A 23,088-nucleotide genomic window follows, 5' to 3' on the forward strand; every position below is an offset into this window, starting at 1 on the left:
CGTCATTGCGAGCGCAGCGAAGCAAATCCAGAATGCCCCCGCGGAGGGAGTCCGCAGCCTGCCTCGATTGCAGTCGCAACGATCAGCGCGTCGTAAAATGCAAAATTGTGGCCACGGGCAAGCGTGAGCGCTGCAGCGTGCGTGTCAGCCGTGAGTGGCACGATGTCCGGGAAGCGGAAACGAATTGACTGCACGGCGGCCTCGATGATCGGCCACTCCTGTCTCTGCTTCTTGCGCAGCACGTTGGTGAACTCGTTCAGCACCTGTGTGCTGATGACGCCACCGCCGGCAATCGTGTTCAGCGCCTGATCGCGCCGGACGTCGGTCGAGTAGGCGTAGATCAAGATATCGGTGTCGAAGAACGGGCTCACCGCTCGTTCGCTTCATGGCGCGGAACGCCTACTTCATCGCGGAGAAGCGGCTGTCGAACGAGTTCGACTGCACGATCGGCGCGGCGCCCGCCATCTGTCCGCTATCGGCTGTGCCCTCCGACACCGACGGCTTCAGCGCCGGACGGGTCTGGGCAAGCCGTGCATCCGGCTTTGCCGGTTCGGCGGGCTTGGCCGCCGCTACGGCCGGCTTCGGCGCATCCTTCGCGGCGTCCTTGGACTTGTCGTGCCCCGGCACGAATCTCGTCACTGCGGCCTTGAGCCGCGACGCGGCAGTAGGCGGGGTCGTGGACGTCTGGGCCGGAGCGACAGACGCGGTGGCCTGCTGCGGCGCTGGCGTTGCCGTCGCCGTGGTATCGGCGGCGCCGAGGCCCATCTTGCGGCCGAGGTTCGAGAAGAAGCCGCCGCTTGAGGCTTTTTCGGCAGGCTGCGCCGAGGCGACGCGGGTGCCGGTCGCGGGCACGGCGACCACAGGCTCTTCCTGCGGCGCGGGCGCGGACGCGACCGCATCGAGATTCGGCTTGGGCGGATTGACGTGGCCCGGGATCGTGCCCGGCGCCTTCGCCATCGCCAGCATCTGCAGCGTGGTGCCTTCGGCGCTCTCGGACAGGCCGGTCGAGCCTTCCGGAATTTTTGCGGCGAAGATCTTGTTCATGCCGCCGTCGATGCCGGTGTTCATGCGCGCCACCGGCGTGCCCTTGGCAACCAGCTTGGCGTATTCAGCCTCGTCCTTCGCCTGCTTCTCACGCACGGCGCTGGCGATGTCCTCGGGGATCACATAGGCCGGGCACTTGGCCGAGGCGTCGAACACCGGATCGCGCTTGGCGTCGGCCGGCTTGGCCGCGTCGAAGACGTACTTCTTCTCGCAGAAATCGACCTTCGGCTCCTGCCGCGTCACCTCGAAATGATCATAGCCTTCCTTGATCATCTTCCAGAACGGCATGTTCGGATTGTTCCGGTGCTTGGCCATGTTCACCGGCGTCATCCTGAACGGATAGGCCTGCAGCTGGAACGCCTTCTGGCCGCCGAAGAAGGATTCGCGTCCGAGCGAATAGATCTCCGCGATCTGCTCGTCCGTCATCGCGTAGCAGCCGCGCGAAGAACAGTCTCCGTGCACCATCAGCTGCGAGCCGGTGCGGCCCAGCGCCTTGTCGAACGCGTTCGGAAAGCCCGTGTTGAAGGAGAGGTAATAGGCCGACTGCGGATTCATCTGGCTCGGATTGATCGAGTAGAATCCTTCCGGCGCCTGACGGTCGCCCTCGCGCACCTTGGGGCCGAGATCGCCCGACCAGCGGCAGATCGGATAGGTCTTGAGCAGCGCGAACTGGCCGGAGCGGGTCTGCTTCCAGACCTCGAGCTCAGCCTCCTGCTTGAACAGGCGGACCAGGATCGGCGATTGCAGGTCCATGTCCTTCTCGGCCATGGCGGCGACCAGCTTCGGCGGCACCGGCTGGTTGGCCTTGGCGTTGGTCGCGAGCGAGACCTGGTCGGTGTCGCAGCCGGTGAGCAGAACGCCGGCCGTCATCAGCGCAACCGAAGCCAAGAGCGCGCGAGCAAGCGAACGAGAAATCAAGATGGACCCCACACCGTGCCGGGCAGCAAGCGCGAACCCCAATTCGTTTGGCGCATGATCCGACCGGGTACCCCGGGGGCCCGTCGCAACGGGCCCTTTTTAGACCACGCTCCAGCGCTTATGCCCTGAAGCCATTGATTAAAATTCTAACCTCTGGGTCATGTGGTCGCAACCCAAGCGGGGATCACGAGGACGTTGGCCCAAAGGTGTGGTCAACAGAGACTTAAACTGGGCCGGAACTTGGGCCCTGCGGCCGAGCCGGCACTGAGATCGCCGATTTGGGCAAAAAAAGGGTTAACGCGGGGTTACCGGGGGGTCTCGTGCACCGGCTACGCGGAGCGTCACTACGTGCCGCCCCGCGTCCGGGACACCAAATCGAGACGAATCAGCCCAGTTTCCGGCCGATATCGAGGAATTTCTGCCGCCGCTGCTTGCGGATCGCATCCCCGTCCAGGCCCCGGAGCTCGTCAAAGGCCTTCGCGATGGCCTCGCCTGTGGTGGCGATCATGGCGGCGGGGTCGCGATGGGCGCCGCCGACGGGCTCCTTCAGGATCTGATCGATCACCCCGAAGCGGAGCATGTCCTGGGCGGTGATCTTCATGTTGTTGGCGGCTTCCTGCGCCTTGGTGCCGTCGCGCCACAGGATGGAGGAGGCCGCCTCCGGCGAGATCACGCTGTAGATCGCGTGCTCCAGCATCAGCACCCTATTGGCGGTGGTGATGGCAATGGCGCCGCCCGACATGCCCTCGCCGGTGATGATGGCCACGTTCGGCACGGTCAGCGCCAGGCACGCGTCGGTCGAGCGCGCGATCGCCTCGGCTTGTCCCCGCTCTTCTGCGCCAATGCCGGGATAAGCGCCGGCGGAATCGGCGAGCGACAGCACCGGCAGGCCGAACCGCTCGGCCATCTCCATCAGCCGCACGCATTTGCGATAGCCCTCGGGCCGCGCCATGCCGAAATTGTGCCGGATCCGGCTCTCGGTGGAATCGCCCTTTTCCTGGCCCATCACGCAGATCGGCTCGCCGCGGAAGCGGCCGAAGCCGGCGACCAGCGCCTCGTCCTCGCCGAACTTGCGGTCACCGGCGAGCGGGGTGAATTCGGTGATCAGGCCCTTGATGAAATCGTTGAAATGCGGCCGCTGCGGATGCCGCGCAACCAGCGTCTTCTGCCACGGCGTCAGGTTCGTGTAGAGGTCGGCCAGCGCCTGCGCCGCCTTGTCCTCGATCCGGCCGATCTCGTCGCTGATGTCGGTGCCGGAGGCAGCGAGCGCGCGCAATTCGTCGACCTTGGAGTCGAGCTCGGCGACCGGCTTTTCGAAGTCGAGATAGCTGCGCATCTGGTCTTGCATCAACTCAATATAAGGGGACGGGGCTAAAGAAGCGAAGCGAGGTTAGGGTCACGGACAGAAGTGTAGCGTCTTCAATGGTTTGACTTGTGTGCTCGTGGCAGCCGGCCAAATCATGCGTGAGGCCACGGCTCTTTCTGCGGAGATGTGGTCGAAGTCAAGGCGGTTTCCTGGGATGCCCGTAGCCCATCTACGGTGCGTCACTTCTCCGCCAGCGGGTGCAGGTCGCGCACCAGGCTCTTCAGCCGCTCCTCGACCACGTGGGTGTAGATCTGGGTCGTGGAGATGTCGGTGTGGCCGAGCAGGGTCTGGACGATGCGCAGATCCGCGCCGTTGTGCAGCAGGTGGCTGGCAAAGGCGTGGCGCAGCACGTGCGGGGAGACCAGGCGGGCCTGAAGCCCGGAGGCGATTGCGAGCTCCTTGAGGTCGCGGGCGAAATGCTGCCGCGTCAGATGTCCGCTCTCGCCGAAGGAGGGGAACAGCCATTTCGAGGCGGCCACGCTGTTTTTCTTTTCCGTCTTTGCCGCGTCCGTCGCCGCGAGATAATCCGCCATCGCCTGCCGCGAGGCCTGGTTGAGCGGCACCAGGCGTTCCTTGTTGCCCTTGCCGCGCACCACGATCATGCGCGCATCGCGCTTGGCCGCCGAGCGCGGCAGCGCCACCAGCTCGGAAACGCGCAGGCCCGTGGCGTAGAGCACCTCGAGCAGACAATAGAGCCGCAAAGCGCGCAGCCGCTTCGAGGGCGAGGCATCCTCCGCCTCGCTCAATTCCTTGGCGCGGCGGAGCATGCGGTCGACGTCCGCGATCGACAGCACTTTTGGCAGGCCGCGGCCGCGCTTCGGGCCGGACAGGATGGCGGCGGGATCGTCGGCGCGGATGCGCTCGTTCAGCAGGAAACGATAGAGATGCCGCAGCGCCGACAGCCGCCGGGCGACGCTGGTGGATTTGAAGCCGCGGGTGTCGAGATCGGCGAGGTAGTCGCGCAGGACCTGCGTCTCCGCGTCCGCGAATGTATGGCCGACCCGGTCCAGAAATTCCGAGAAATCGGTGAGGTCGCGGCGATATGCGTCGAGCGTATTGGACCCGGCGCCCTGTTCCGCCGCGAGCATGTCGAGGAACAGGCCGGTGAGCTTGGCGTCTGAGGGCTGGGTAGGCATGCCCTGGAGGCTAGCTCCTATTTCTTGAGAAACTTATCCGGCGGGATCGTCACCGTCATTTCCCGCGGCTTCGGAGTGACGAAGTTCGCCAGCGCGAAGACCACGCCATAGACGATGCCGGCGATCACGGCGACGACCGTCAGGAAGCGGAACAAGCTCGGCATCGTTCTGAGGTCTCGGGTAGGGGTCCAGGCAGCCAAATTAACCAATGAAATCATCCAACATGTTCGCCGTTTCGTGGCAAGAGTCCTCTGGCGAGGGCCCCCATGGGGTCGTATAGGTGGCCAAACCATGCCGCATCTGGCGGCGGTTCGACTAGATCCAATCGAGCGAGACAATGTCCGACGCCGCGTTGCCGCTTCCTGCTTCGCCTGAGGCCGACATCCTGTCGGCGCTCGGTGCGCGCTCGATCGTGCTCGTCGGCATGATGGGAGCGGGCAAATCCACCATCGGCCGGCGCATGGCTCTCAGGCTCAAGCTGCCCTTCGTCGATGCCGACACCGAGATCGAGGCGGCGGCCGGCATGACCATACCGGAAATCTTCGAGCGCCATGGCGAGCAGCATTTCCGCGATGGCGAAGCCCGTGTGATCGCGCGCCTGCTCGACGGCGGTCCCGTGGTGCTGGCGACCGGCGGCGGCGCCTTCATGCGCGAGGAGACGCGTGCGCGCATCGCGGCGAAAGCGATCTCGATCTGGCTCAGGGCGGATCACGACGTCATCATGCGCCGCGTGCGCCGTCGTGCCGACCGTCCGCTGCTTCAGACCGCGGACCCCGAGGGAACCGTGACGCGCCTCCTCACCGAGCGCGAGCCGGTCTATGCCAATGCCGACCTCACGATCGCCTCGCGCGACGTGCCGCACGACAGAATCGTCGAGGAATGCATCGCGGCGCTGCACGCCCATCTGTGCGGCGGACAGGCCGCCAAACCACCTGCCGACGTTGCGAGTGCCGCACGATGACCGCGCCGATGAAACATTCCGATCCCGTCAAAGTCGGCGTCGCGCTGGAAAATCGCGCCTATGACATCGTCATCGGCCGCGGCGTGCTGTCGTCGCTCGGCGAGAGGGTCGCAGCCTTGCGGCCGGGCGTACGTACCGCTGTTGTCACCGACCGCACCGTCGCGAAATACTGGCTCGAGCCGACCGAGGCCTCGCTCGCGGCCGCCGGCATCCCGACCTCGCGTATCGTCGTTGAGGAAGGCGAAATCTCCAAGACCTATGCGGGCCTGGAAAAGGTCAGCGAAGCCCTGATCGCCGCTCGAATAGAGCGCAACGATCTCGTCATCGCGCTCGGCGGCGGCGTGGTCGGCGATCTCGCCGGCTTTGCCGCGGCGATCCTGCGCCGCGGCGTCGATTTCGTGCAGGTGCCGACCTCGCTGCTGGCGCAGGTCGATTCCTCCGTCGGCGGCAAGACCGGCATCAACTCGCCGCAGGGCAAGAATTTGCTCGGCGCCTTCCATCAGCCGGTGCTTGTTATCGCCGACACCGCCGTGCTCGACACGCTGTCGCCGCGTCAGTTCCGCGCCGGCTATGCCGAGGTGGCCAAATATGGCGTGCTCGGCGACGAGGCCTTCTTCACCTGGCTGGAGAAGAACCATTGCGACATCTTCAAGGGCGGCTCCGCGCGCGAGCATGCGATCGCGACCTCCTGCCGTGCCAAGGCCGGCGTCGTCTCGCGCGACGAGCGCGAGACCGGCGAGCGCGCGCTGCTCAATCTCGGCCACACCTTCGGTCACGCGCTGGAAGCCGCAACCGGCTTCTCCGACCGCCTTTTCCACGGCGAGGGCGTCGCCATCGGCATGACGCTGGCGGCCCAGTTCTCGGCGAAGCTCGGCATGATCGGCGAATCCGATGCGGCACGCGTCGAACGGCACCTGATTGAAGCGGGCTTGCCGACGCGCTTGCAGGACATCGCGGGCTTCGCGCAGGAAGGGCTTGCCGATGCCGACGCGCTGATGACGCTGATGGCGCAGGACAAGAAGGTCAAGCGCGGCAAGCTCACTTTCATCCTGCTGGAGGCCGTGGGCCGCGCCGTGATCGCGAAGGACGTCGAGCCGGCGCCGGTGCGCGACTTCCTGAAGGAGAAGCTCGCGCAGAAGGCCTGATGCGCGGCGGAGCTTTATCTCGCCAACGCGTTTTCGAGCGAAGTGGATACCGGCTCGCGTCAGGAAAACGCGTCAAAAGTAGCTAGAGTGGTGCATGGACTGGCTCGGATTCACCATCGTCGTCCTCTGCCTCTTGGTCTCGGCGTTCTTCGCCGCGAGCGAGACCGCGCTGACCGGCGCCTCGCGCGCCAGCATGCTCAGGCTTTCCAAGCAGGGTAATCGCGACGCCGACGTCGTCTCGGACCTGCTCGACATGCGCGAGCGCCTGATCGGCGCACTGTTGCTCGGCAACAACATCGCCAATATCGGTGCATCCGCGCTCGCAACCGGCATCTTCACATCGTGGTTCGGCGATGTCGGCGTGCTCTATGCCACCGGTGTGATGACCGCGCTGGTGGTGATCTTCGCCGAGGTGCTGCCCAAAACCATCGCGATCAACGCGCCTGACCGCATCGCGCTCGCGGTGGCGCGGCCGATGCGGCTGACGATGTATGTGCTGGGCCCGCTGCTCAGAGTGGTCGAGGTCATCGTACGGCTGCTGATGCGGCTGTTTGGCTTGGCCGGCGAGCATCAGGCCATTCTGTCTCCGACCGAACGCTTGCGCGGCGCGGTCGATCTGTTGCACCACGAGGGCAAGTTCGAGAAGCAGGACCGCGACATGCTCGGCGGCCTCTTGGACCTGCGTGAGCTCCAGGTGTCCGACGTCATGATCCATCGCACCGAGATGATGATGATCAACGCCGATCTGCCGCCGGAAGAGCTGGTGCGCGAGGTGCTGGCGACCGAATACACCCGCATTCCGCTCTGGCGCGAGAAGCCGGAGAACATCATCGGCGTGCTGCACGCCAAGGATTTGCTGCGCGCGATCCGCGCCTCCGACGGCGACACCTCACGCATCGACGTCTCCACCATCGCGCTGCCGCCCTGGTTCGTACCGGAGATGCGTCCGGTCTCCGAACAGCTGAAAGCGTTCCGCCGGCGGAAAACCCATTTCGCGCTCGTCGTCGACGAGTATGGCGAGGTCGAAGGCCTTGTGACGCTGGAAGACATCCTGGAGGAAATCGTCGGCGACATCTCCGACGAGCACGACGTCGTGGTGGCGGGCGTGCGCGCCCAGCCGGACGGCTCCGTCGTGGTCGACGGCTCGGTGCCGATCCGCGATCTCAACCGCGCCATGGATTGGCACCTGCCCGATGAAGAGGCGACGACGGTGGCCGGCCTCGTCATTCACGAGGCGCGCTCGATCCCCGACCGCGGCCAGAGCTTCACCTTCCACGGCTTCCGCTTCCGCGTCCTCCGCCGCGAGCGCAACCGCATCACCGCGCTGCGCATTTCGCCGGTGCCGCGCGAGGCCGAGCTGGAAGAGGCAAAGCCGAGAAGGGCGGGGACGTCGTTTTAGCCTCCCCACCGCTGTCGTCGTCCGCGCAGGCGGACGATCCAGTACTCCGCGGCGCCAGTTGTCGGACCTAGCTGGTGCGGCGGAGTACTGGATGCCCCTGCGCGGGGCATGACAGCGGAATTTGCGGCGGTCACCCTTCCCCCGGCGCCTGCGCACGGATCGCGAGCGCGTGCACGCCGCCGGAGAGTTCCGCGGCCAGCGCCGAATTTATCATGCGATGGCGGTCGACCAGGCTCTTCCCTTTGAAGGCGGCAGACACGATATACACACGGAAGTGCGTCTCACCGCCCGGCCGATGGCCGGCGTGGCCTTTATGCAGATGTGACTCGTCGACGACTTGCAGGCTTTCAGGCGTGAAAGCTTCCTGCAACTTGTTGCTGATAGTGTCTTTCATAGCCATCTGTGCCATTAAGGTGTGCGATCGCACCCCGTCAATACCCGGACGTCCGAGGTCACTGCGACCGGGTGCTCAGCGAATTGCAATGTCAAGTCTTGAAGGTTTGTGCATTGCGTAGTCAAAGTCAGCCATGCCGATCGATTCATCAAAGTTCTTCGACTCCATCCGCGTCAAGCCGAGAGGCGCGAAACCGGAAGCGAAGCCGCGCGAGACCGTGGTCGCCTGCGAATGGGCCGGCTGTCAGAACAAGGGCAGCCATCGCGCGCCGAAGGGACGCGAGAACCAGCGCGAGTACTGGCACTTCTGCCTGGACCACGTGCGCGAATACAACCAGAACTACAATTTCTTCTCCGGCATGAATGCCGAGGCCGTCGCGCGCTACCAGAAGGATGCGCTGACCGGCCATCGTCCGACCTGGAAGATGGGTGCCAATGGCGGCAAGAAGGGATCGGAAGCCGAGATCGATGGCGCCTTCGATCCGTTCAGCATGTTCTCAGAGATCAACGGCCGCGCCAGCTGGCGCGGCGGCCCGGAAGCTGCGCCCAAGGCCGAGACGCGCAAGGTGATGAACGCCGAGCGCAAGGCGCTTCAGGTCATGGGCCTCGGCGCCGACGCCACGCTCGCCGACGTCAAGAGCAAGTACAAGGCGCTGGTCAAGCAGCATCATCCGGACGTCAATGGCGGCGACCGCTCCACCGAAGACCGTCTGATCGAGATCATCAAGGCGTACAACTATCTGAAGACGGTGGTACGGGAGGCGTAGGGCCTCGCAGCTTCCTTTCCCCCCAAGCGTAATCCGGGACTTTTCTCTCACAACCACGACTTTCCCGGATTACGCTTTCCGCTCCATGCGGGGCTACTTCGTCACGCCTCCGGCATCGCCCCGACATAAGACGAGCTCGGCCGGATCAAGCGCCCGGTCCGCTGCTGCTCGCGCGCATGCGCGGTCCAGCCTGCGCTGCGTGCCACCGCGAAGATCGGCGTGAACGCCTGCCGTGGAATCGCCAGCGCATCGAGCAGGATCGCGGTGAAGAACTCGACATTCGTCTCCAGCGGCCGATCCGGATTCTTCTTGCGCAGCGCTTGCCGAATATAGGCCTCGACCTCGCCGGCGAACGGCAGGTCGGTGCCGTTGGATGCGAGCGCCTCGACCGCGGCCTTCAGCACGTCGGCGCGCGGATCGCGCACGCGGTAGACGCGGTGGCCAAATCCCATCATCCGCTCGCCACGCGCCAGCGCCGCATCCACCCACGGCTGGATGCGCTCGCGCGAGCCGATCGCGTCGAGCATTTCCAGCACCGGTTCCGGCGCGCCGCCATGCAGCGGACCCGTGAGCGCGCAATAGCCGGCGGTCACTGCGGCAAACAGGTCGGCTTGCGTCGAGGCCACCACGCGCGCGGTGAAGGTCGAGGCGTTCATGCCGTGATCGCTGGCGGTAACGAGATAGGCATCAAGCGCGGTGACCTCGCGCGCCGCAGGGGTGCGTCCGTGCAGCATGCGCAGCGTGTCGGCGGCATGGCTCGCGTCCGGATTCGGCGCGACCGGCTCGAGCCCCTTGGCGCGCCGGACCAGCGCGCCCGCGATCACCGGAAATGCGCCGACGATGGTCGCCTCATGTTCCAGGCCGTGCTCCGCGCGAAGCCCGGCGACCGCTGCGCGGAACCCGTCGATAATGCCCATGCCGCGCGTCGCCTGCAGCAACTCGTCCAGCCGCGCGAAGGCGCGCTCGCGCGCCGCGCCCAGGCTCGCCCGCACATTGGCTTCGCTGCGGCTGGTCCCGCTCGCGCCATTCCAGAGTCGGGCGGTGACGCCCTCGAAGCTCGATTCGGCGGCGAGGCGCCCGACATGCTCGCCGGCGATGATCAACTCGCCGCGCTCGCCATCGACGTGGCTCAGCACGGTCTCAGCCGCGGGAACGCCGTCCAGCCCGATCTGGCTTTTGGTGAGGTGGATGTTCATGGCCTGTATCCTTTCACGACTGGAAAGATCGGGCCTCTCGACAGATTGATCAATCTTGATTACATGAATCAATATGAAAAATTCTCCGGAGCTGTACCTGTCCGCCCGGGAAGCCGCTGCCGAGCTCGCGATCTCCCCGGCCACCCTTTATGCCTATGTCAGCCGCGGCCTGATCCGCTCCGAGCCGACGCCGGATTCGCGCAAGAACCGCTACCGCGCCGAGGACGTCCGCGCGTTGAAAGAGCGCCGGGTGCCGTCGCCGGAACCGCGCGGCCTGCGCAGCTTCGATGCCGACCTGCCGGTGATGGACACCGAGATTTCGACCATCACGGAGGAGGGCGCGATCTATCGCGGCGTCAATTGCGTCGATCTTTCCGAGAGCGACACGCTCGAGCACACCGCGACGCTGCTCTGGGACGTCTCCGGCGTCGATCCGTTCGATCCGGACAATCAGCCCGAGATGTCCGAGGAGATGCGCACGATCGCAGCGGCTGCGCACCGCGCCGCGCCGATCGACCGCGCCATTGCGGTGCTCGCGCTCGCCGCCAGCGCCGATCCGCGCGCCTTCACCCGAGCGCCCGACGGCCGCGCCATGGTCGGCGCGCGCATCGTCCGCCTGCTGGTTGCGACCATGCTCAACGCCGTGCCGTCGGCCGAGCCGCTGCATCAGCAGGTCGCGCGTGCCTGGGCGGCGGACAACAAGCACGCGCCCGACCTGATCCGCCGCGCGCTGGTGCTGCTCGCCGATCATGAGCTGAACGCCTCGACCTTCACCGCGCGCTGCGCCGCGTCGACCGGCCTCAATCTCTACGACTCCGTCATCGCCGGGCTCGCCGCGTTGAAAGGGCCGAAGCACGGCGGGGCCGGCGTGCTGGCTTCGCAGCTGGTCAAGACGCTGGTCGACCGCGACGTCGAGCCGATGGTGCGCGAGCGCGTCGCGCTCGGCGAGCGTTTCGCGGGTTTCGGCCATGGCGTCTACAAGCGCGGCGATCCCCGCGCGCAATCGCTGCTGAACGCACTCTCCCGCGCCGGCGCGCCGCGCAAATTCACCTGCGAGGTGCCCGAGCGGATCGCCGAAGCGACCGGCGAGTTCGTCAACATCGACTATGCGCTCGCAGTCCTCGTGCACGCCCTGCGCCTGCCGGCGGGCAGCGAGCTCGCACTGTTTGCGATGGCCCGCAGTGTCGGCTGGATCGCCCATGCCAGCGAGCAATTGCAGTTCGGCAAGCTGATCCGGCCCAGGGCGCGCTACGTCGGGCCGGTGCCAGGGAGACGGGCGGGGAGTTCGTGATCGCTCCACTTGCGGTCCGGTTCACGGCGGCAGCAGAAGCGCTTAATTGCTTTCCGTCCGGTCTACCTCCGGGCAGGCTCGTGGCACCTTCGATCTCCCCGGGAGCCATTTGTGTCGCAAGCCGCCGCCCTAACTCGCCGCAGTCGCCCGCTTCGTACCTCGGCCGAACTCAGTTCGGTCCTCGCGACGGCATATGAGCGCATCGATCGTGACCAATACCGCAATTGCTGGATCTATGTGAGGCCAAAGGAAGAGGCGCTGGCGGAGGCCGAGGCTCTCGCGCGGCGCAGCGCGCAGGGCGAACTGCTTCCTCTGCTCGGTGTGCCTTTCGGCGTGAAGGACAACATCGACGTGGCGGGCATGCCGACCTCGGCGGCCTGTCCGTCCTTCGCCTATGTTGCGGAGCGATCGGCTCAGTGCGTCGAGCACCTCGTCGCGGCGGGCGCAATCTGTCTCGGCAAGACCAATCTGGATCAGTTCGCAACCGGGCTATCCGGCGCCCGGTCACCTCACGGCGCCTGCCCGAGCGCCGCCGATGATCGCTATGTCGCGGGCGGATCGAGCTCGGGCTCGGCCGTCGCCGTGGCGGCCGGTCACGTTGCCTTCTCACTCGGCACCGACACCGGCGGCTCCGGCCGGGTGCCGGCAGGTTTCAACGGCGTCATCGGGATCAAGCCGACGGTCGGGCTTGTCTCATCCCGCGGGCTCGTTCCGAACTGCCCCACGCTCGATTGTCCGTCGATCTTCTGCAACTCCGTCACCGAGGGCAAATTGTTGCTGGAGCTCATCGAGGGCTTCGACGAGGCGGATCCCTACAGCCGCGAAGCGCGCGGCCGGTCATCCGCTGTTCCCCAGGAATTCCGCTTCGGGCGCATTTCCGCCTCTCAGCTCAATTCATTCGGGTTGCCTGAATGCGACGCGCTTTACGAGCAGGCTTGCGGGAGACTGGTGGGACTGGGAGGCGAGGCCCTCGAGATCGACTTCACGCCTTTCGCCGAGGCCGGCGAAATGCTGTTCTCGGGACCGTGGATCGCCGAACGCTACGCGGCGATCAGCAAGCTCTTTGACGTCGATCATGGCGATCTGCTGGAGGTCACGCGCAAAGTCCTGCATTCTGCGGCGCAATTTTCAGCGGCTGACGCATTCGCGGCGCAACATCGTCTCCTGAAGTTGCGCCGACAGGTCCAGCTCCTCTTCAAGCAGATCGACGTCCTGGTCGTGCCGACAGCGCCGCGTCCCTTCACCATTGCGGACATGCTGGAAGACCCCGTCACGCTCAATACGCGTCTTGGTCACTACTCCTATTCCGTCAATCTTCTGGATCTGTGTGCGGTGGCGCTTCCCAATGCGACGCTCACCAGCGGGATGCCGATGGGCGTCACTCTGCTGGCACCCGCATGGCACGACCACGCCCTCCTGGACTTCGCCTCGCGATGGCAGCCGGACAATGACGGCGCTCTGTTCGGACTGAACGTCTATTGCGCGGCGTCGGTTAGACGATCTCGAGGTCGAGCGCGCGCAAATTCAGAATGACGATCAGACCTCTGTCGTAGCGGATGATGCCTCTCGCCTGCATGCGAGAGAGCTGCACCGTCACCCATTGTCGTGTCGCTCCGATCAGGTTGGCGAGATCGCCATGGGTGAAGGGAATGCCGAGCACGATCTCGCGGCCGTGCTGCGAGCCGTAGATATTCGAGAGAAAGATCAGCAGACGCTGCAACCGCTCGGTCACCGATCGTGTGCCGAGCATTTGCGCCATGGCCGAGTAACACCTTGCCTTGAAGGCCAGCGCATCCAGCAGCGCTACCGCGATGGTCGCCGACTGAAGCGCAAGCTCGCGCAGCGCGGGGCCAGGCAGAAAGAGGAGCCGGCTGCGCTCGATCGCAACCGAAGACCACATATGCGCTCCGGAGCCGAAGAGGTCGGGCCCGCCGACGAAATTGCCGCCGAACCAGTAGGCGAGCGTCACCTCACGCCCCGAAGGTGCTGCGTAATAGCTGCGGATCCGGCCGGACTCGATCAGATATATGCCGTTCTGGGTCTCTCCCTGGCGCCAGATATGCTTGCCGCTGTCCAGAACCTGGTGGCGACCGATTGCCAGCACACGGCGCCGGTCAGCCTCGCTCAGATGGTCGAGCAAGCCTGGCAGCGATCTGACCAGAGCATCCGACTCCGCCAGCATGATCCCGGCCGTCGCCTTGAGAGTTGCCGCTGACATCTGCCCGCTCCATCGTAGCTGGAGCAGATCCATTCAAGAGCTATGCCAGCCCTCGCTGCGGCTAAATTGAAGCGAGCTCATCGCGCTTCAAGTCACTGCTTCCATTTGCTCGAACGCCTTGCGGCCTTCGGTCCGGATCAGGTCAAGGCAATCCCGCTTGAGCGCGAGATAGGCTGGGTCGGTCAGGATAGCGCTGGAGCGCGGGCGCGGCAGGGCCACCGAAAGATCCCGCAGGATGCGGCCCGGGCCGGCGCTCATGATCAGCACGCGATCCGACAGGAGAATGGCTTCGTCGATGTCATGCGTGACGAAAACTATCGTTGCGTTGATCCGGTCGCGCAGCTCGAGCAGGTTGTCCTGCATCACGGCCCGGGTCTGCGCGTCCAACGCACCGAAGGGTTCGTCCATGAGCAGCACACGCGGCTGGTTCGCGAGGGCGCGAGCAATCGCCACCCGCTGCTGCATGCCGCCTGAAAGCGTATGCGGATAGGCGCTGGCGAATTTTGTCAGCCCGATCATGTCGATCAGGTCGTCGGCGATCCGAAGCGCCTCCGTTTTGGACTTGCCGAGCGCGCGCGGTCCGTGAGCGATGTTACGGCGTACCGATTTCCAGGGGAACAGATGCGGCTGCTGAAAGACCATCCCGATATCCGGTCGAGGTGCCAGCATCGGCTTGCCGGCGACCGTGATCTCGCCTTCGAACGGCCGTTCGAGGCCCGCCATCGCGTTCAAGAGCGTAGACTTGCCGCAGCCCGACGGACCAACCAGCGAGACGAATTCACCCGGCATCACGGCCAGGGACACCCGGTCCACGGCAATGACCTCGCCGCGCGGCACATCGAACACGATGCTCAAATCCTCGACCCGGATGATTGCTTCCGGCGCCGTCGATGAAGGCTCCGGCTGAGCATCCACGAGCCGGAGCGGTGATGTCGGGCGAAGCGGGGTGTGCATCATCGCCACCATACGGCGCGCTCGGCAATGGCCTCGAAGGACCGATCGGCAACGAAGGAGAGCAGTCCGAGCGCCGCCAGCCCTCCCATGACCTGTCCGGTCTGCATGTTCTGTTGCGCAATCTCGATCCGGTAGACGATGCCGGCGAACGCACCCGCCAGCTCGGCGGCGACGAGCGTGTAAAAGGAGATGCTGACGGCGGTGCGCAGACCGACAACGATGTAGGGAAGCGCCCCCAGCAGGACGATCTCCGTGAGCATCTGCCGACGTGGCGTGCCGAGCATCAGCGCGGCGCGAATGAGGCCGCGATCGACCTTCTGAACGCCGATATGGGTCGCGAGCCATACGGTGAAGAACACGCCCCAGACGACCAGAAAGAGCTTGCCGGCCTCGGACAAGCCGAACCAGAGGATCACGATTGGCACGAAGGCGATCGGGGGGATCGGGCGGAGGATATGAAACAGCGGCGAGAGCAGGCTCGAGACCAGCCGGAACCGGCCCGTCAGCACGCCGAGCATGATCCCGCCCGTCGTCCCGATCAGGAAGCCCATGGTGACGCGGAATAGGCTCGCGGAAAGGTCGCCGACAAACTGCCCGCTGTGGATCCAGTCAAGGATGGCGACAGCGACCGTCGACGGCGGCGGGAACAGCACCGCGTTGACGATCCGGGAGCGCGCGATCAATTCCCAGACGCCGACGAAGGCTGGCACGGAAAGCGCGCCGAGAAGCATGCTCAGACGTCCGGCCGCCGTCGCGCGGTTGTGCCCGCCGGTGCTCATGGATTGGCCGACAGTGTCACACGTGCGGGATCAAGCGCCTTCAGCGGCGCCGCCACAATGACCTTCGAGAAATCAGGCATCTCCGCCCCCGGCGGGTGATTGCCGGTCTCGAGCCGCCAGGCCGCGTGCGTCTTCAGCGTCTCGAGCAGCTTGTCGTCTAGGCGCACGCGATAGACGTAATCCGACCAGATCGGCGCCAGCTCGTCGCGCTTCATGCCGCTTGCGGCGGCGACAATGTCGATCGCTTCGTCCGGATGGGACTTCATCCAGCCTTCCGCTTCAATGAGAGCCGCCAGGAATTTGCTGACGATTGCCGGGTTTGCCTCCAGATAGGGCCGCGTCACGACGATGTTGAAGGTCTCCGAGTAGAGCCCCTTGGTATCGAGCAGGACGGCGCCCTCGCCGAGCGCCTTCTTTGCATTCGCCAGGTGCGGCTCCCAGGTGTCGAACGCGTCGATGCTCCCCGCCGCCAGAGCGGGAAGCATCTCCTGGGGGCGAAGGTTGACGAGCGTGACATCCTTGGCGGTCAATCCCGCCGCCTTCAGCAGAGCCGAAGTGTAGACCTCGCTCCCTGTGCCGGCCGTGAAGCCGATGCGTTTGCCGCGCAGATCCGCTTTGGTCCTGATTGCGCCGGCCGCCGCCGTCATCGTCTTCAGATCCGAGTACTCCATGCCGGCGACGAAGGCGATCGGCTGCTGCGCCATCGCGGCCGCGGTGACCGGAGCTTCGGCGGTCGTCGCGATGTCCGCGCCTCCTCCCATCACCGTGTCGAGACACTGTTTTCCGCTGGTGAAATTCGAGACCGAGATATCGAGTCCCTGCTTGCCGAAGAGGCCGTTCGCCTTGGCGACGATCGCGAGGGCCGAGATCGGTGCGAGGTTCTGCGCAAGCCGTGCCTTCAGCACCTCCTCGGCCGCGGCCTGGCAAGCCGGATTCAAGATGCCCGCACAGGCCGAGATCGCAAACGAGACCATGCGAAGAGCTGTTTTCGCGCGCATGCAACCACCTCCGGTCATGTCGGCGGCCGCAACGGCCAGCCTGTGATTGGAGGAGGGTCATCCGAAGGCGATGCGCCGTGAAGCAATTAATCGACAACGTGTTCCGCTGACGAACATTTGCGCATCGCGGAGCCGTAGCGGATCGCAATTTGGGCAGCGGAAAGCTCTGTTTGCCCGCCTCTTGTGCGGCGTGCTGTCCGGCCCGCGGTCCTCAGCTATTCGGCAGTCGTGCTCGAGAGGAGCAAGGTCGCGGCCGCGAGCGGACGCCGGGCATCGCGCCATCAGGCCCGTGGTTTGGCTTCCGCGACTGCGCTGCCGTGCCGGCGGCGGATGGTCCAGATTGCAGCGCCGACAATGATTGCAACCCCAACGACGGTTAGAATCCAGACATGCTTGAACGGATGCCCCGCGTGCGGCACCCCGAAATATTGGTGGAAGGCCGACACCGCGAGCACGCCCGGCAGCACATGCGCCGGCGCCCAGAGCAGGATCGCGGGAACGTTCACTGCGTAGAATTTCGTGGGGGCCATGCCCAGCGCGCCGGCGGTCACGGGCACGAAGGCGCGGATCGGCGGCACGAAGCGGGCGAAGAACACGGCCCAGGTGCCGAAGCGGTTGAAGAAGCTTTCGCTCTCCGCGACCACGCGCGGATAATTGGTCAGCGGCCAGGTGTTGAGGATCTCGCGTTGCCGCCGGTGCCCGATCCAATAGGCCGACCCGTCACCCAACACCGCGCCAAGCGCCGCCGCCAGCAGCACCCACGGCAGCTGCAGCTCGCCGCCCGGCACGAGGGCGCTCAGCGCCAGGATGATGGTCGAGCCGGGGATCACCGATCCCACCACCGGAACGGCTTCGAGCAGCGCCGCCAGGAACAGGGCCAGATAGCCCAGCCACGCATGGGCCGAGACGAAGGAGATGAGAGGATCGAGGAAGGACGTCACGTCGTCTCTGTGGCGGGCTGGCGCGCGGGGCAGTGGACCCTACATAAGGAGAACCGGCGAAATTTGCCATTCGCATAGGTTGGGCCGGTCCTCCCGGGTGCGAAATGCGGGCGTGATTCGCAACGCAGCCCTCCAAAATCTGCGTTCCTTGCCTATCTAAATGAAAAGACAATGGAACTTTGATTGGAGGGCGGGCTTCTGCCCGTCCCGTGTCTCTGATAGGTTGCTTTCCAGCACCCAGCCGCAGCCAACGTGCGAATAACCGGTTTCGGGACCGCCCGGGACCTCGGAGGATTGATGACGACCGCCGCCCTGTCCAAAGTTGAGGAAGTTTCCGGTCTGCCCGACATGAAAGTGTCGGTGCGCCAGGTGTTCGGGATCGATAGTGATCTCGAAGTCCCTGCCTATTCCGAAGTCGATCCTCATGTGCCCGAAGTCGATTCCGACTACCGCTTCGACCGCGCCACCACGCTCGCCATTCTCGCCGGATTCGCCAAGAACCGCCGCGTGATGGTGACGGGCTATCACGGCACCGGCAAATCCACCCATATCGAGCAGGTCGCCGCCCGCCTGAACTGGCCCTGCGTGCGCGTCAACCTCGACAGCCACATCAGCCGCATCGACCTCGTCGGCAAGGACTCCATCGTGGTCCGCGACGGCAAGCAGGTCACCGAATTCCGCGACGGCATCCTGCCTTGGGCGCTGCAGAACAACGTCGCGCTGGTGTTCGACGAATACGACGCCGGCCGTCCCGACGTGATGTTCGTGATCCAGCGCGTGCTGGAAGTCTCGGGCCGCCTGACGCTCTTGGACCAGAACAAGGTGATCAAGCCGCACCCGGCATTCCGACTGTTCGCCACGGCGAATACGGTCGGCCTCGGCGACACCTCGGGCCTCTATCACGGCACCCAGCAGATCAACCAGGGCCAGATGGACCGCTGGTCGATCGTCACCACGCTGAACTATCTCAGCCATGACGAGGAAGTGGAGATCGTGCTGGCCAAGGCCAAGCATTATCGCACCCAGGAGGGCCGCGACATCGTCAACAAGATGGTGCGTCTTGCCGACCTCACCCGCAACGCCTTCGCCAATGGCGACCTGTCGACGGTGATGAGCCCGCGCACGGTGATCACCTGGGCGGAAAATTCCGACATCTTCGGCGATATCGGCTTTGCGTTCCGCGTCACCTTCCTCAACAAGTGCGACGAGCTCGAACGCCCCCTGGTCGCCGAGTTCTACCAGCGCTGCTTCAACGCGGAGCTGCCGGAATCGGCGGTGAACGTCGCGCTCAGCTGAGGTTTGAGATGTCGTCCCACCCTTCGGGACGACGGACAGGGCGAGATGACCACCTCCAACTCCAAATTCCGCAACAACAAGGAAGCGCCGACCGAGCCGTTCAAGCGCTCGGTCGCCTCCTGCCTCAAGGCGATCGCCAAGACGCCCGAGCTCGACATCTCCTTCGCGGCCGAGCGGCCCGGGCTCGCGCCGGGCAAAGCCCGCTTGCCCGAGCCGGCGCGCAAGATGACCAGGCGCGACGCCGCGATCGTGCGCGGCCATGCCGATTCCATCGCGCTCAAGCTCGCCTGTCACGATCCCAAGGTTCATCGCAAGCTGATGCCCGGCAATCCGCAGGCGCGCGGCGTGTTCGAGGCGGTCGAGCAGGCCCGCGTCGAGGCGATCGGCGCGCGCCGCATGGCGGGCGTTGCCAAGAACCTCACCGCGATGCTCGACGACCATTTCCACCGCGGCAAGTTCGACGAGATCACCGACCGTGCCGACGCGCCGCTGGCGGACGCGCTGGCGATGCTGGTGCGCGAGCGCCTCACCGGCCTGGCGCCGCCGACGGCCGCGAAGAAGATGGTCGACCTCTGGCGTCCCATTCTCGAAGACAAGATCGGCAAGCGGCTCGACCGGCTCGACGGCGTGCTCGAGGACCAGACTAGGTTCGGCGATGCCGTGCACGATCTGCTCTCGGCGCTCGAGCTCGGCGACGAGCGCAACGCCGACAGCGAGGACAATGACGAGAACGACGAGAACCAGGACGGCGACAACGATCAGTCCGGCGCCGAAGGCTCGCCCGATTCCGACGCCGCGCAGGAGATGAGCGCCGACCAGGCGCAGGCGACGAGCGAGGAAATGAGCGAGAGCGCGATGGAAAGCGCGCAGGCCTCGACCTCCGACACCTTCGATGACGGCGAGCTCGGCGACGACGAGACCCCGGGCGAGGCGACGCGTCCGAACCAGCACGGCAGGAACGAGCCGCGCGGGCCGGAATACCACGCCTTCGCGCCCAAGTTCGACGAGGTCATCGCCGCCGAAGACCTCTGCGACCATGACGAGCTGGAGCGGCTGCGCGCCTATCTCGACAAGCAGCTCGCGCATCTGCAAGGCATCGTCGCGCGCCTGGCCAACCGCCTGCAGCGCCGCCTGATGGCGCAGCAGAACCGCGCCTGGGAGTTCGATCTCGAAGAGGGCATCCTCGATCCCGCGCGGCTGTCGCGCGTCGTCACCGATCCCTATCACCCGCTGTCCTTCATGCACGAGAAGGAGGCGACGTTCCGCGACACCGTGGTGACGCTGCTGCTCGACAATTCCGGCTCGATGCGCGGACGCCCCATCACGGTCGCCGCCACCTGCGCCGACATCCTCGCGCGCACGCTGGAGCGTTGCGGCGTCAAGGTTGAGATTTTGGGCTTCACCACGCGCGCCTGGAAGGGCGGGCAATCGCGCGAAGCCTGGCTTGCCGCCGGCAAGCCGGCCAATCCCGGCCGCCTCAACGATCTCCGCCACATCATCTACAAGTCGGCGGATGCGCCCTGGCGCCGTGCGCGGAAGAATCTCGGTTTGATGATGCGCGAGGGTCTCTTGAAGGAGAACATCGACGGCGAGGCGCTGGACTGGGCGCACAAGCGCCTGCTCGGTCGCCCCGAGCAGCGCAAGATCCTGATGATGATCTCGGACGGCGCGCCGGTCGACGATTCCACCCTGTCGGTCAACCCCGGCAACTACCTCGAGCGGCATCTGCGCCACATCATCGAGGAGATCGAGACCCGCTCGCCGGTCGAGCTGATCGCGATCGGCATCGGCCATGACGTGACGCGCTACTACCGCCGCGCGGTGACGATCGTGGATGCCGAGGAGCTCGGCGGCGCCATCACCGAAAAACTCGCCGAGCTGTTCAGCGAGACGAACGCGGCGCCCACGCAAGCACCCGGTCGCCCGCGACGCAAATTGCATTCGTGAGCACGCCGTCATCCCGCCGCAGCTTTCTTGGCTTTGCCGCGGCAGGATTCTCCACTCTCGCGCTCTCGCGTCTCGCGCAGGCGCAAGCGGCGACCGAGCCACGCGAGCTCCAAGTCGAGCACGCCGTCGCCGCGCCTGTCAGCATCGAGGTCAACGCGCGTCCGATTCCCCATTTCGAACCGCGCGACCGCGCGCGCACGCGCTTCGGCTCGCTGGATTATCGCAGCGGCCTGGTACTGACCTCGCCCTATCGCGGCTTCGGCGGCCTGTCCGGCATCCGCTTCCTCGACGGCAAGGGCGAGCGCTTCGTCGCGATCTCCGACCAGGGCGGCTGGTTCACCGGCACCATCCGCTATTCCGGCCGCGAGATGGTCGGGCTCACCGACGTCGAGGCCGCGCCGCTGCTCGGCGCCGAGGGTCGGCCGATCACGGAAAAGCACCTCTGGTGGGATTCGGAATCGATCGCGCGCGACGGCAACCTCGTCTATGTCGGGCTCGAGCGCGTCAACCAGATCCTGCGCTACGATTTCGCCAAGGGCGGCACGCGTGCCCGCGGCGAGGTGATCGCCGTTCCGCCGGCCTTGCGCAAGCTGCCCTCCAACAAGGGCATTGAAGCGCTGGTGTTCATCCCGAAGGGCCAGCCGCTCGCGGGCACCTTGATCGCGTTCTCAGAGCGCGGGCTCGACGCCGACGGCAATCTCGTCGCCTTCCTGATCGGCGGCCCCACGCCCGGCCAGTTCAGCGTCCGCCGCACCGAGAAATACGACATCAGCGATGCCGTGCTGCTGCCCTCCGGCGAGCTCTTGATCCTCGAACGCAAATTCTCCTGGTTCACCGGCATCAACATCCGCATTCGCGCGATCCCCCTGAAGGGAATCGCGCCGGGCGCGCTGGTCGACGGCCCCGCGCTGTTCGCCGCCGATCTCGGCCACGAGATCGACAACATGGAAGGCATCGACGCCCATGTCACGCCCGACGGCGAGACCGTGCTGACCCTGGTGTCGGACGACAATTTCTCGATGCTGCAGCGGACGCTGCTGCTGCAGTTCACGCTGGTCGAGTAGGGCGGTCTCACCCCTCGTCATTGCGGAGGCATTCGCTTCCCATCGTGCGGCAATGCATTCCGTCGCGCCCGCCATTCCCCCCGCGCGCCTAGCAATCCGCGCTTTGCTCACTACACTCCCTGCATTGTTCCTCCATCTCCCGGAACTCCCCGCATGAGCGCCCTGTTTAACCCGATCAAGCTGCGCGGCCTCACCTTGAACAACCGCATCGTGGTGTCGCCGATGTGCCAATATTCGGCCGAGGACGGCGTCGCCACCGATTGGCACTTCACCCACATCAACAATCTCAGCCTGTCGGGTGCCGCGATGTTCTGCATCGAGGCGACGCATGTCGAGGCGATCGGCCGCATCACGGCGGGCTGCCTCGGGCTCTACAGCGATGCCTGCGAGGCCGCCTTGAGGCCGATCCTCAATTCGGTGCGGAGATATTCCTCCGCGGCGATCGGGATGCAGCTCGCCCATGCCGGCCGCAAAGCCAGCAGCGCGCGGCCGTGGGAGGGCGGCCAGCTGATTCCGGTCGAGCATGGCGGCTGGCAGACGGTGGCGCCATCGGCGGTGCCGCACAAGGAGGGCGAGGCCGCCCCGCTGGCGCTGGATGCGGCAGGCCTGAAGCGCATTCGCGAGGCCTTCGTCGACTGCACCAAACGCGCCGCGCGCCTCGGCATCGACGCCATCGAGGTGCATGGCGCGCACGGCTATCTCCTGCATCAATTCCTCTCGCCGATCTCCAACAAGCGCACCGACGAATATGGCGGCAGCCTCGCCAACCGCATGCGCTTTCCGCTCGAAGTGTTCGACGCGGTGCGCGCCGCGTTCCCCGCTGACAAGCCGGTCGGTATGCGGGTGTCGTCGACCGACTGGGTCGAGGGCGGCTGGGATCTGGCGCAAACGATAGAATTTGCGAGAGCGCTGAAGGCGCGCGGCGTCGACTGGATCGATGCCTCCTCCGGCGGCGTCTCGCCGCTGCAGAAGATCCCGCTCGGCCCCGGCTATCAGGTGCAGTTTGCCGATAGCATCAAGCGCGAGACCGGCTTGCCCACCATCGCCGTCGGCCTGATCAGCGATGCCAAGCATGCCGAGGAGATCGTCGCATCCGGCAAGGCCGACATGGTCGCGCTCGCCCGCGGCATGCTCTACGACCCGCGCTGGGGCTGGCACGCCGCCGCCGAGCTCGGCGGCGTGGTCGAGGTCCCGCCGCAATATTGGCGCTCGCAGCCACAGGCGCAAAAGGCGTTGTTCGGCAAGACCACGTTCGGGGCGAGGTGATTTCTTCAC

22 protein-coding genes are annotated in these 23,088 nt (G+C 65.6%); 10 read left to right on the forward strand and 12 right to left on the reverse strand.

The genetic code is table 11. The features are described from left to right. Nucleotides 1-2 precede the first annotated feature (2 nt). The 5 genes from P6U27_RS02760 to P6U27_RS02780 all read right to left on the reverse strand — a co-directional run bounded on the left by P6U27_RS02760 (nt 3) and on the right by P6U27_RS02780 (nt 4,628). Nucleotides 3-371 (reverse strand): PIN domain-containing protein, encoded by a 369-nt coding sequence (locus P6U27_RS02760; protein WP_407193647.1) that lies wholly within the window; start codon nt 369-371, stop codon nt 3-5. 28 nt (nt 372-399) lie between these two features. Next, nucleotides 400-1,914, reverse strand: a complete 1,515-nt coding sequence (locus P6U27_RS02765) for a L,D-transpeptidase family protein (RefSeq protein ID WP_407193648.1) — start codon at nt 1,912-1,914, stop codon at nt 400-402. A 433-nt stretch (nt 1,915-2,347) separates the two neighbouring features. Next, nucleotides 2,348-3,310 carry an acetyl-CoA carboxylase carboxyltransferase subunit alpha gene (locus P6U27_RS02770; RefSeq protein WP_122400547.1) on the reverse strand — a complete coding sequence of 321 codons (963 nt, stop codon included), beginning with the start codon at nt 3,308-3,310 and terminating at the stop codon, nt 2,348-2,350. A 197-nt stretch (nt 3,311-3,507) separates the two neighbouring features. Further along, a complete protein-coding gene (xerD, locus tag P6U27_RS02775) occupies nt 3,508-4,464 on the reverse strand; it encodes a site-specific tyrosine recombinase XerD (protein WP_407193649.1) in 957 nt (318 codons plus the stop codon). Between the two features lie 17 nt (nt 4,465-4,481). After that, nucleotides 4,482-4,628: a hypothetical protein gene (locus P6U27_RS02780; RefSeq protein ID WP_035710058.1), complete on the reverse strand. Its 147-nt coding sequence runs from the start codon at nt 4,626-4,628 to the stop codon at nt 4,482-4,484. A 173-nt stretch (nt 4,629-4,801) separates the two neighbouring features. On the opposite strand from P6U27_RS02780, the gene P6U27_RS02785 reads away from it, so the two are divergent. The 3 genes from P6U27_RS02785 (at nt 4,802) to P6U27_RS02795 (ending at nt 7,969) form a co-directional block, all read left to right on the forward strand. Beyond that, nucleotides 4,802-5,425: a shikimate kinase gene (locus P6U27_RS02785; protein ID WP_407193650.1), complete on the forward strand. Its 624-nt coding sequence runs from the start codon at nt 4,802-4,804 to the stop codon at nt 5,423-5,425. Further along, nucleotides 5,422-6,570 carry a 3-dehydroquinate synthase gene (gene aroB / locus P6U27_RS02790; RefSeq protein ID WP_209296078.1) on the forward strand — a complete coding sequence of 383 codons (1,149 nt, stop codon included), beginning with the start codon at nt 5,422-5,424 and terminating at the stop codon, nt 6,568-6,570. Before P6U27_RS02785 ends, aroB begins: the two co-directional genes overlap by 4 nt. Nucleotides 6,571-6,664: 94 nt before the next feature. Further along, nucleotides 6,665-7,969 (forward strand): HlyC/CorC family transporter, encoded by a 1,305-nt coding sequence (locus P6U27_RS02795; RefSeq protein ID WP_122400551.1) that lies wholly within the window; start codon nt 6,665-6,667, stop codon nt 7,967-7,969. Between the two features lie 130 nt (nt 7,970-8,099). Here the strand turns inward: P6U27_RS02795 and P6U27_RS02800 are convergent, their stop codons facing one another. Beyond that, nucleotides 8,100-8,369 (reverse strand): BolA family protein, encoded by a 270-nt coding sequence (locus P6U27_RS02800; protein ID WP_407193651.1) that lies wholly within the window; start codon nt 8,367-8,369, stop codon nt 8,100-8,102. Between the two features lie 127 nt (nt 8,370-8,496). Between P6U27_RS02800 and P6U27_RS02805 the strand changes: the two genes are divergently transcribed. Then, nucleotides 8,497-9,129: a J domain-containing protein gene (locus P6U27_RS02805; RefSeq protein WP_129144461.1), complete on the forward strand. Its 633-nt coding sequence runs from the start codon at nt 8,497-8,499 to the stop codon at nt 9,127-9,129. Nucleotides 9,130-9,230: 101 nt separating this feature from the next. Here P6U27_RS02805 and P6U27_RS02810 read toward each other — a convergent pair whose 3' ends face one another. Continuing rightward, the gene (locus P6U27_RS02810; protein ID WP_407193652.1) at nt 9,231-10,325 is read right to left on the reverse strand and encodes a citrate synthase/methylcitrate synthase; all 1,095 of its coding nucleotides are present in this window, start codon (nt 10,323-10,325) and stop codon (nt 9,231-9,233) included. Nucleotides 10,326-10,398: 73 nt separating this feature from the next. On the opposite strand from P6U27_RS02810, the gene P6U27_RS02815 reads away from it, so the two are divergent. Further along, nucleotides 10,399-11,616 carry a citrate/2-methylcitrate synthase gene (locus P6U27_RS02815; protein WP_407193653.1) on the forward strand — a complete coding sequence of 406 codons (1,218 nt, stop codon included), beginning with the start codon at nt 10,399-10,401 and terminating at the stop codon, nt 11,614-11,616. 9 nt (nt 11,617-11,625) lie between these two features. Then, nucleotides 11,626-13,149 carry an allophanate hydrolase gene (gene atzF, locus P6U27_RS02820; RefSeq protein ID WP_407193654.1) on the forward strand — a complete coding sequence of 508 codons (1,524 nt, stop codon included), beginning with the start codon at nt 11,626-11,628 and terminating at the stop codon, nt 13,147-13,149. Here the strand turns inward: atzF and P6U27_RS02825 are convergent. From P6U27_RS02825 to P6U27_RS02845, 5 genes are all read right to left on the reverse strand, one after another. Next, nucleotides 13,109-13,834, reverse strand: coding sequence for a Crp/Fnr family transcriptional regulator (locus tag P6U27_RS02825; protein WP_209296082.1), 726 nt, complete (start codon nt 13,832-13,834; stop codon nt 13,109-13,111). The genes atzF and P6U27_RS02825 overlap by 41 nt on opposite strands. Nucleotides 13,835-13,921: 87 nt before the next feature. Continuing rightward, nucleotides 13,922-14,800, reverse strand: coding sequence for an ABC transporter ATP-binding protein (locus P6U27_RS02830; RefSeq protein ID WP_407193655.1), 879 nt, complete (start codon nt 14,798-14,800; stop codon nt 13,922-13,924). Next, complete coding sequence (locus P6U27_RS02835) at nt 14,788-15,567, reverse strand: ABC transporter permease (protein ID WP_209296084.1); 780 nt, start codon at nt 15,565-15,567, stop codon at nt 14,788-14,790. Before P6U27_RS02835 ends, P6U27_RS02830 begins: the two co-directional genes overlap by 13 nt. After that, complete coding sequence (locus P6U27_RS02840; RefSeq protein WP_209296085.1) at nt 15,564-16,565, reverse strand: ABC transporter substrate-binding protein; 1,002 nt, start codon at nt 16,563-16,565, stop codon at nt 15,564-15,566. The genes P6U27_RS02835 and P6U27_RS02840 overlap by 4 nt, the downstream gene beginning before the upstream one ends. 281 nt (nt 16,566-16,846) lie before the next feature. Next, a complete protein-coding gene (locus P6U27_RS02845) occupies nt 16,847-17,506 on the reverse strand; it encodes a DedA family protein (protein WP_209296086.1) in 660 nt (219 codons plus the stop codon). A gap of 297 nt (nt 17,507-17,803) precedes the next feature. On the opposite strand from P6U27_RS02845, the gene cobS reads away from it, so the two are divergent. The 4 genes from cobS to P6U27_RS02865 all read left to right on the forward strand — a co-directional run bounded on the left by cobS (nt 17,804) and on the right by P6U27_RS02865 (nt 23,079). After that, nucleotides 17,804-18,802 carry a cobaltochelatase subunit CobS gene (gene cobS, locus P6U27_RS02850; protein WP_122400559.1) on the forward strand — a complete coding sequence of 333 codons (999 nt, stop codon included), beginning with the start codon at nt 17,804-17,806 and terminating at the stop codon, nt 18,800-18,802. A 45-nt stretch (nt 18,803-18,847) separates the two neighbouring features. Further along, nucleotides 18,848-20,749, forward strand: coding sequence for a cobaltochelatase subunit CobT (cobT, locus tag P6U27_RS02855; RefSeq protein ID WP_122400560.1), 1,902 nt, complete (start codon nt 18,848-18,850; stop codon nt 20,747-20,749). Continuing rightward, nucleotides 20,746-21,813, forward strand: a complete 1,068-nt coding sequence (locus P6U27_RS02860; RefSeq protein ID WP_407193656.1) for an esterase-like activity of phytase family protein — start codon at nt 20,746-20,748, stop codon at nt 21,811-21,813. Before cobT ends, P6U27_RS02860 begins: the two co-directional genes overlap by 4 nt. Before the next feature lie 153 nt (nt 21,814-21,966). Continuing rightward, nucleotides 21,967-23,079 (forward strand): NADH:flavin oxidoreductase/NADH oxidase, encoded by a 1,113-nt coding sequence (locus tag P6U27_RS02865; RefSeq protein ID WP_129144469.1) that lies wholly within the window; start codon nt 21,967-21,969, stop codon nt 23,077-23,079. Nucleotides 23,080-23,088 lie beyond the last annotated feature (9 nt).

This window comes from Bradyrhizobium sp. STM 3566 (assembly GCF_045571445.1).
In the GTDB taxonomy this organism is placed as follows: Bacteria; Pseudomonadota; Alphaproteobacteria; order Rhizobiales; family Xanthobacteraceae; genus Bradyrhizobium; species Bradyrhizobium vignae.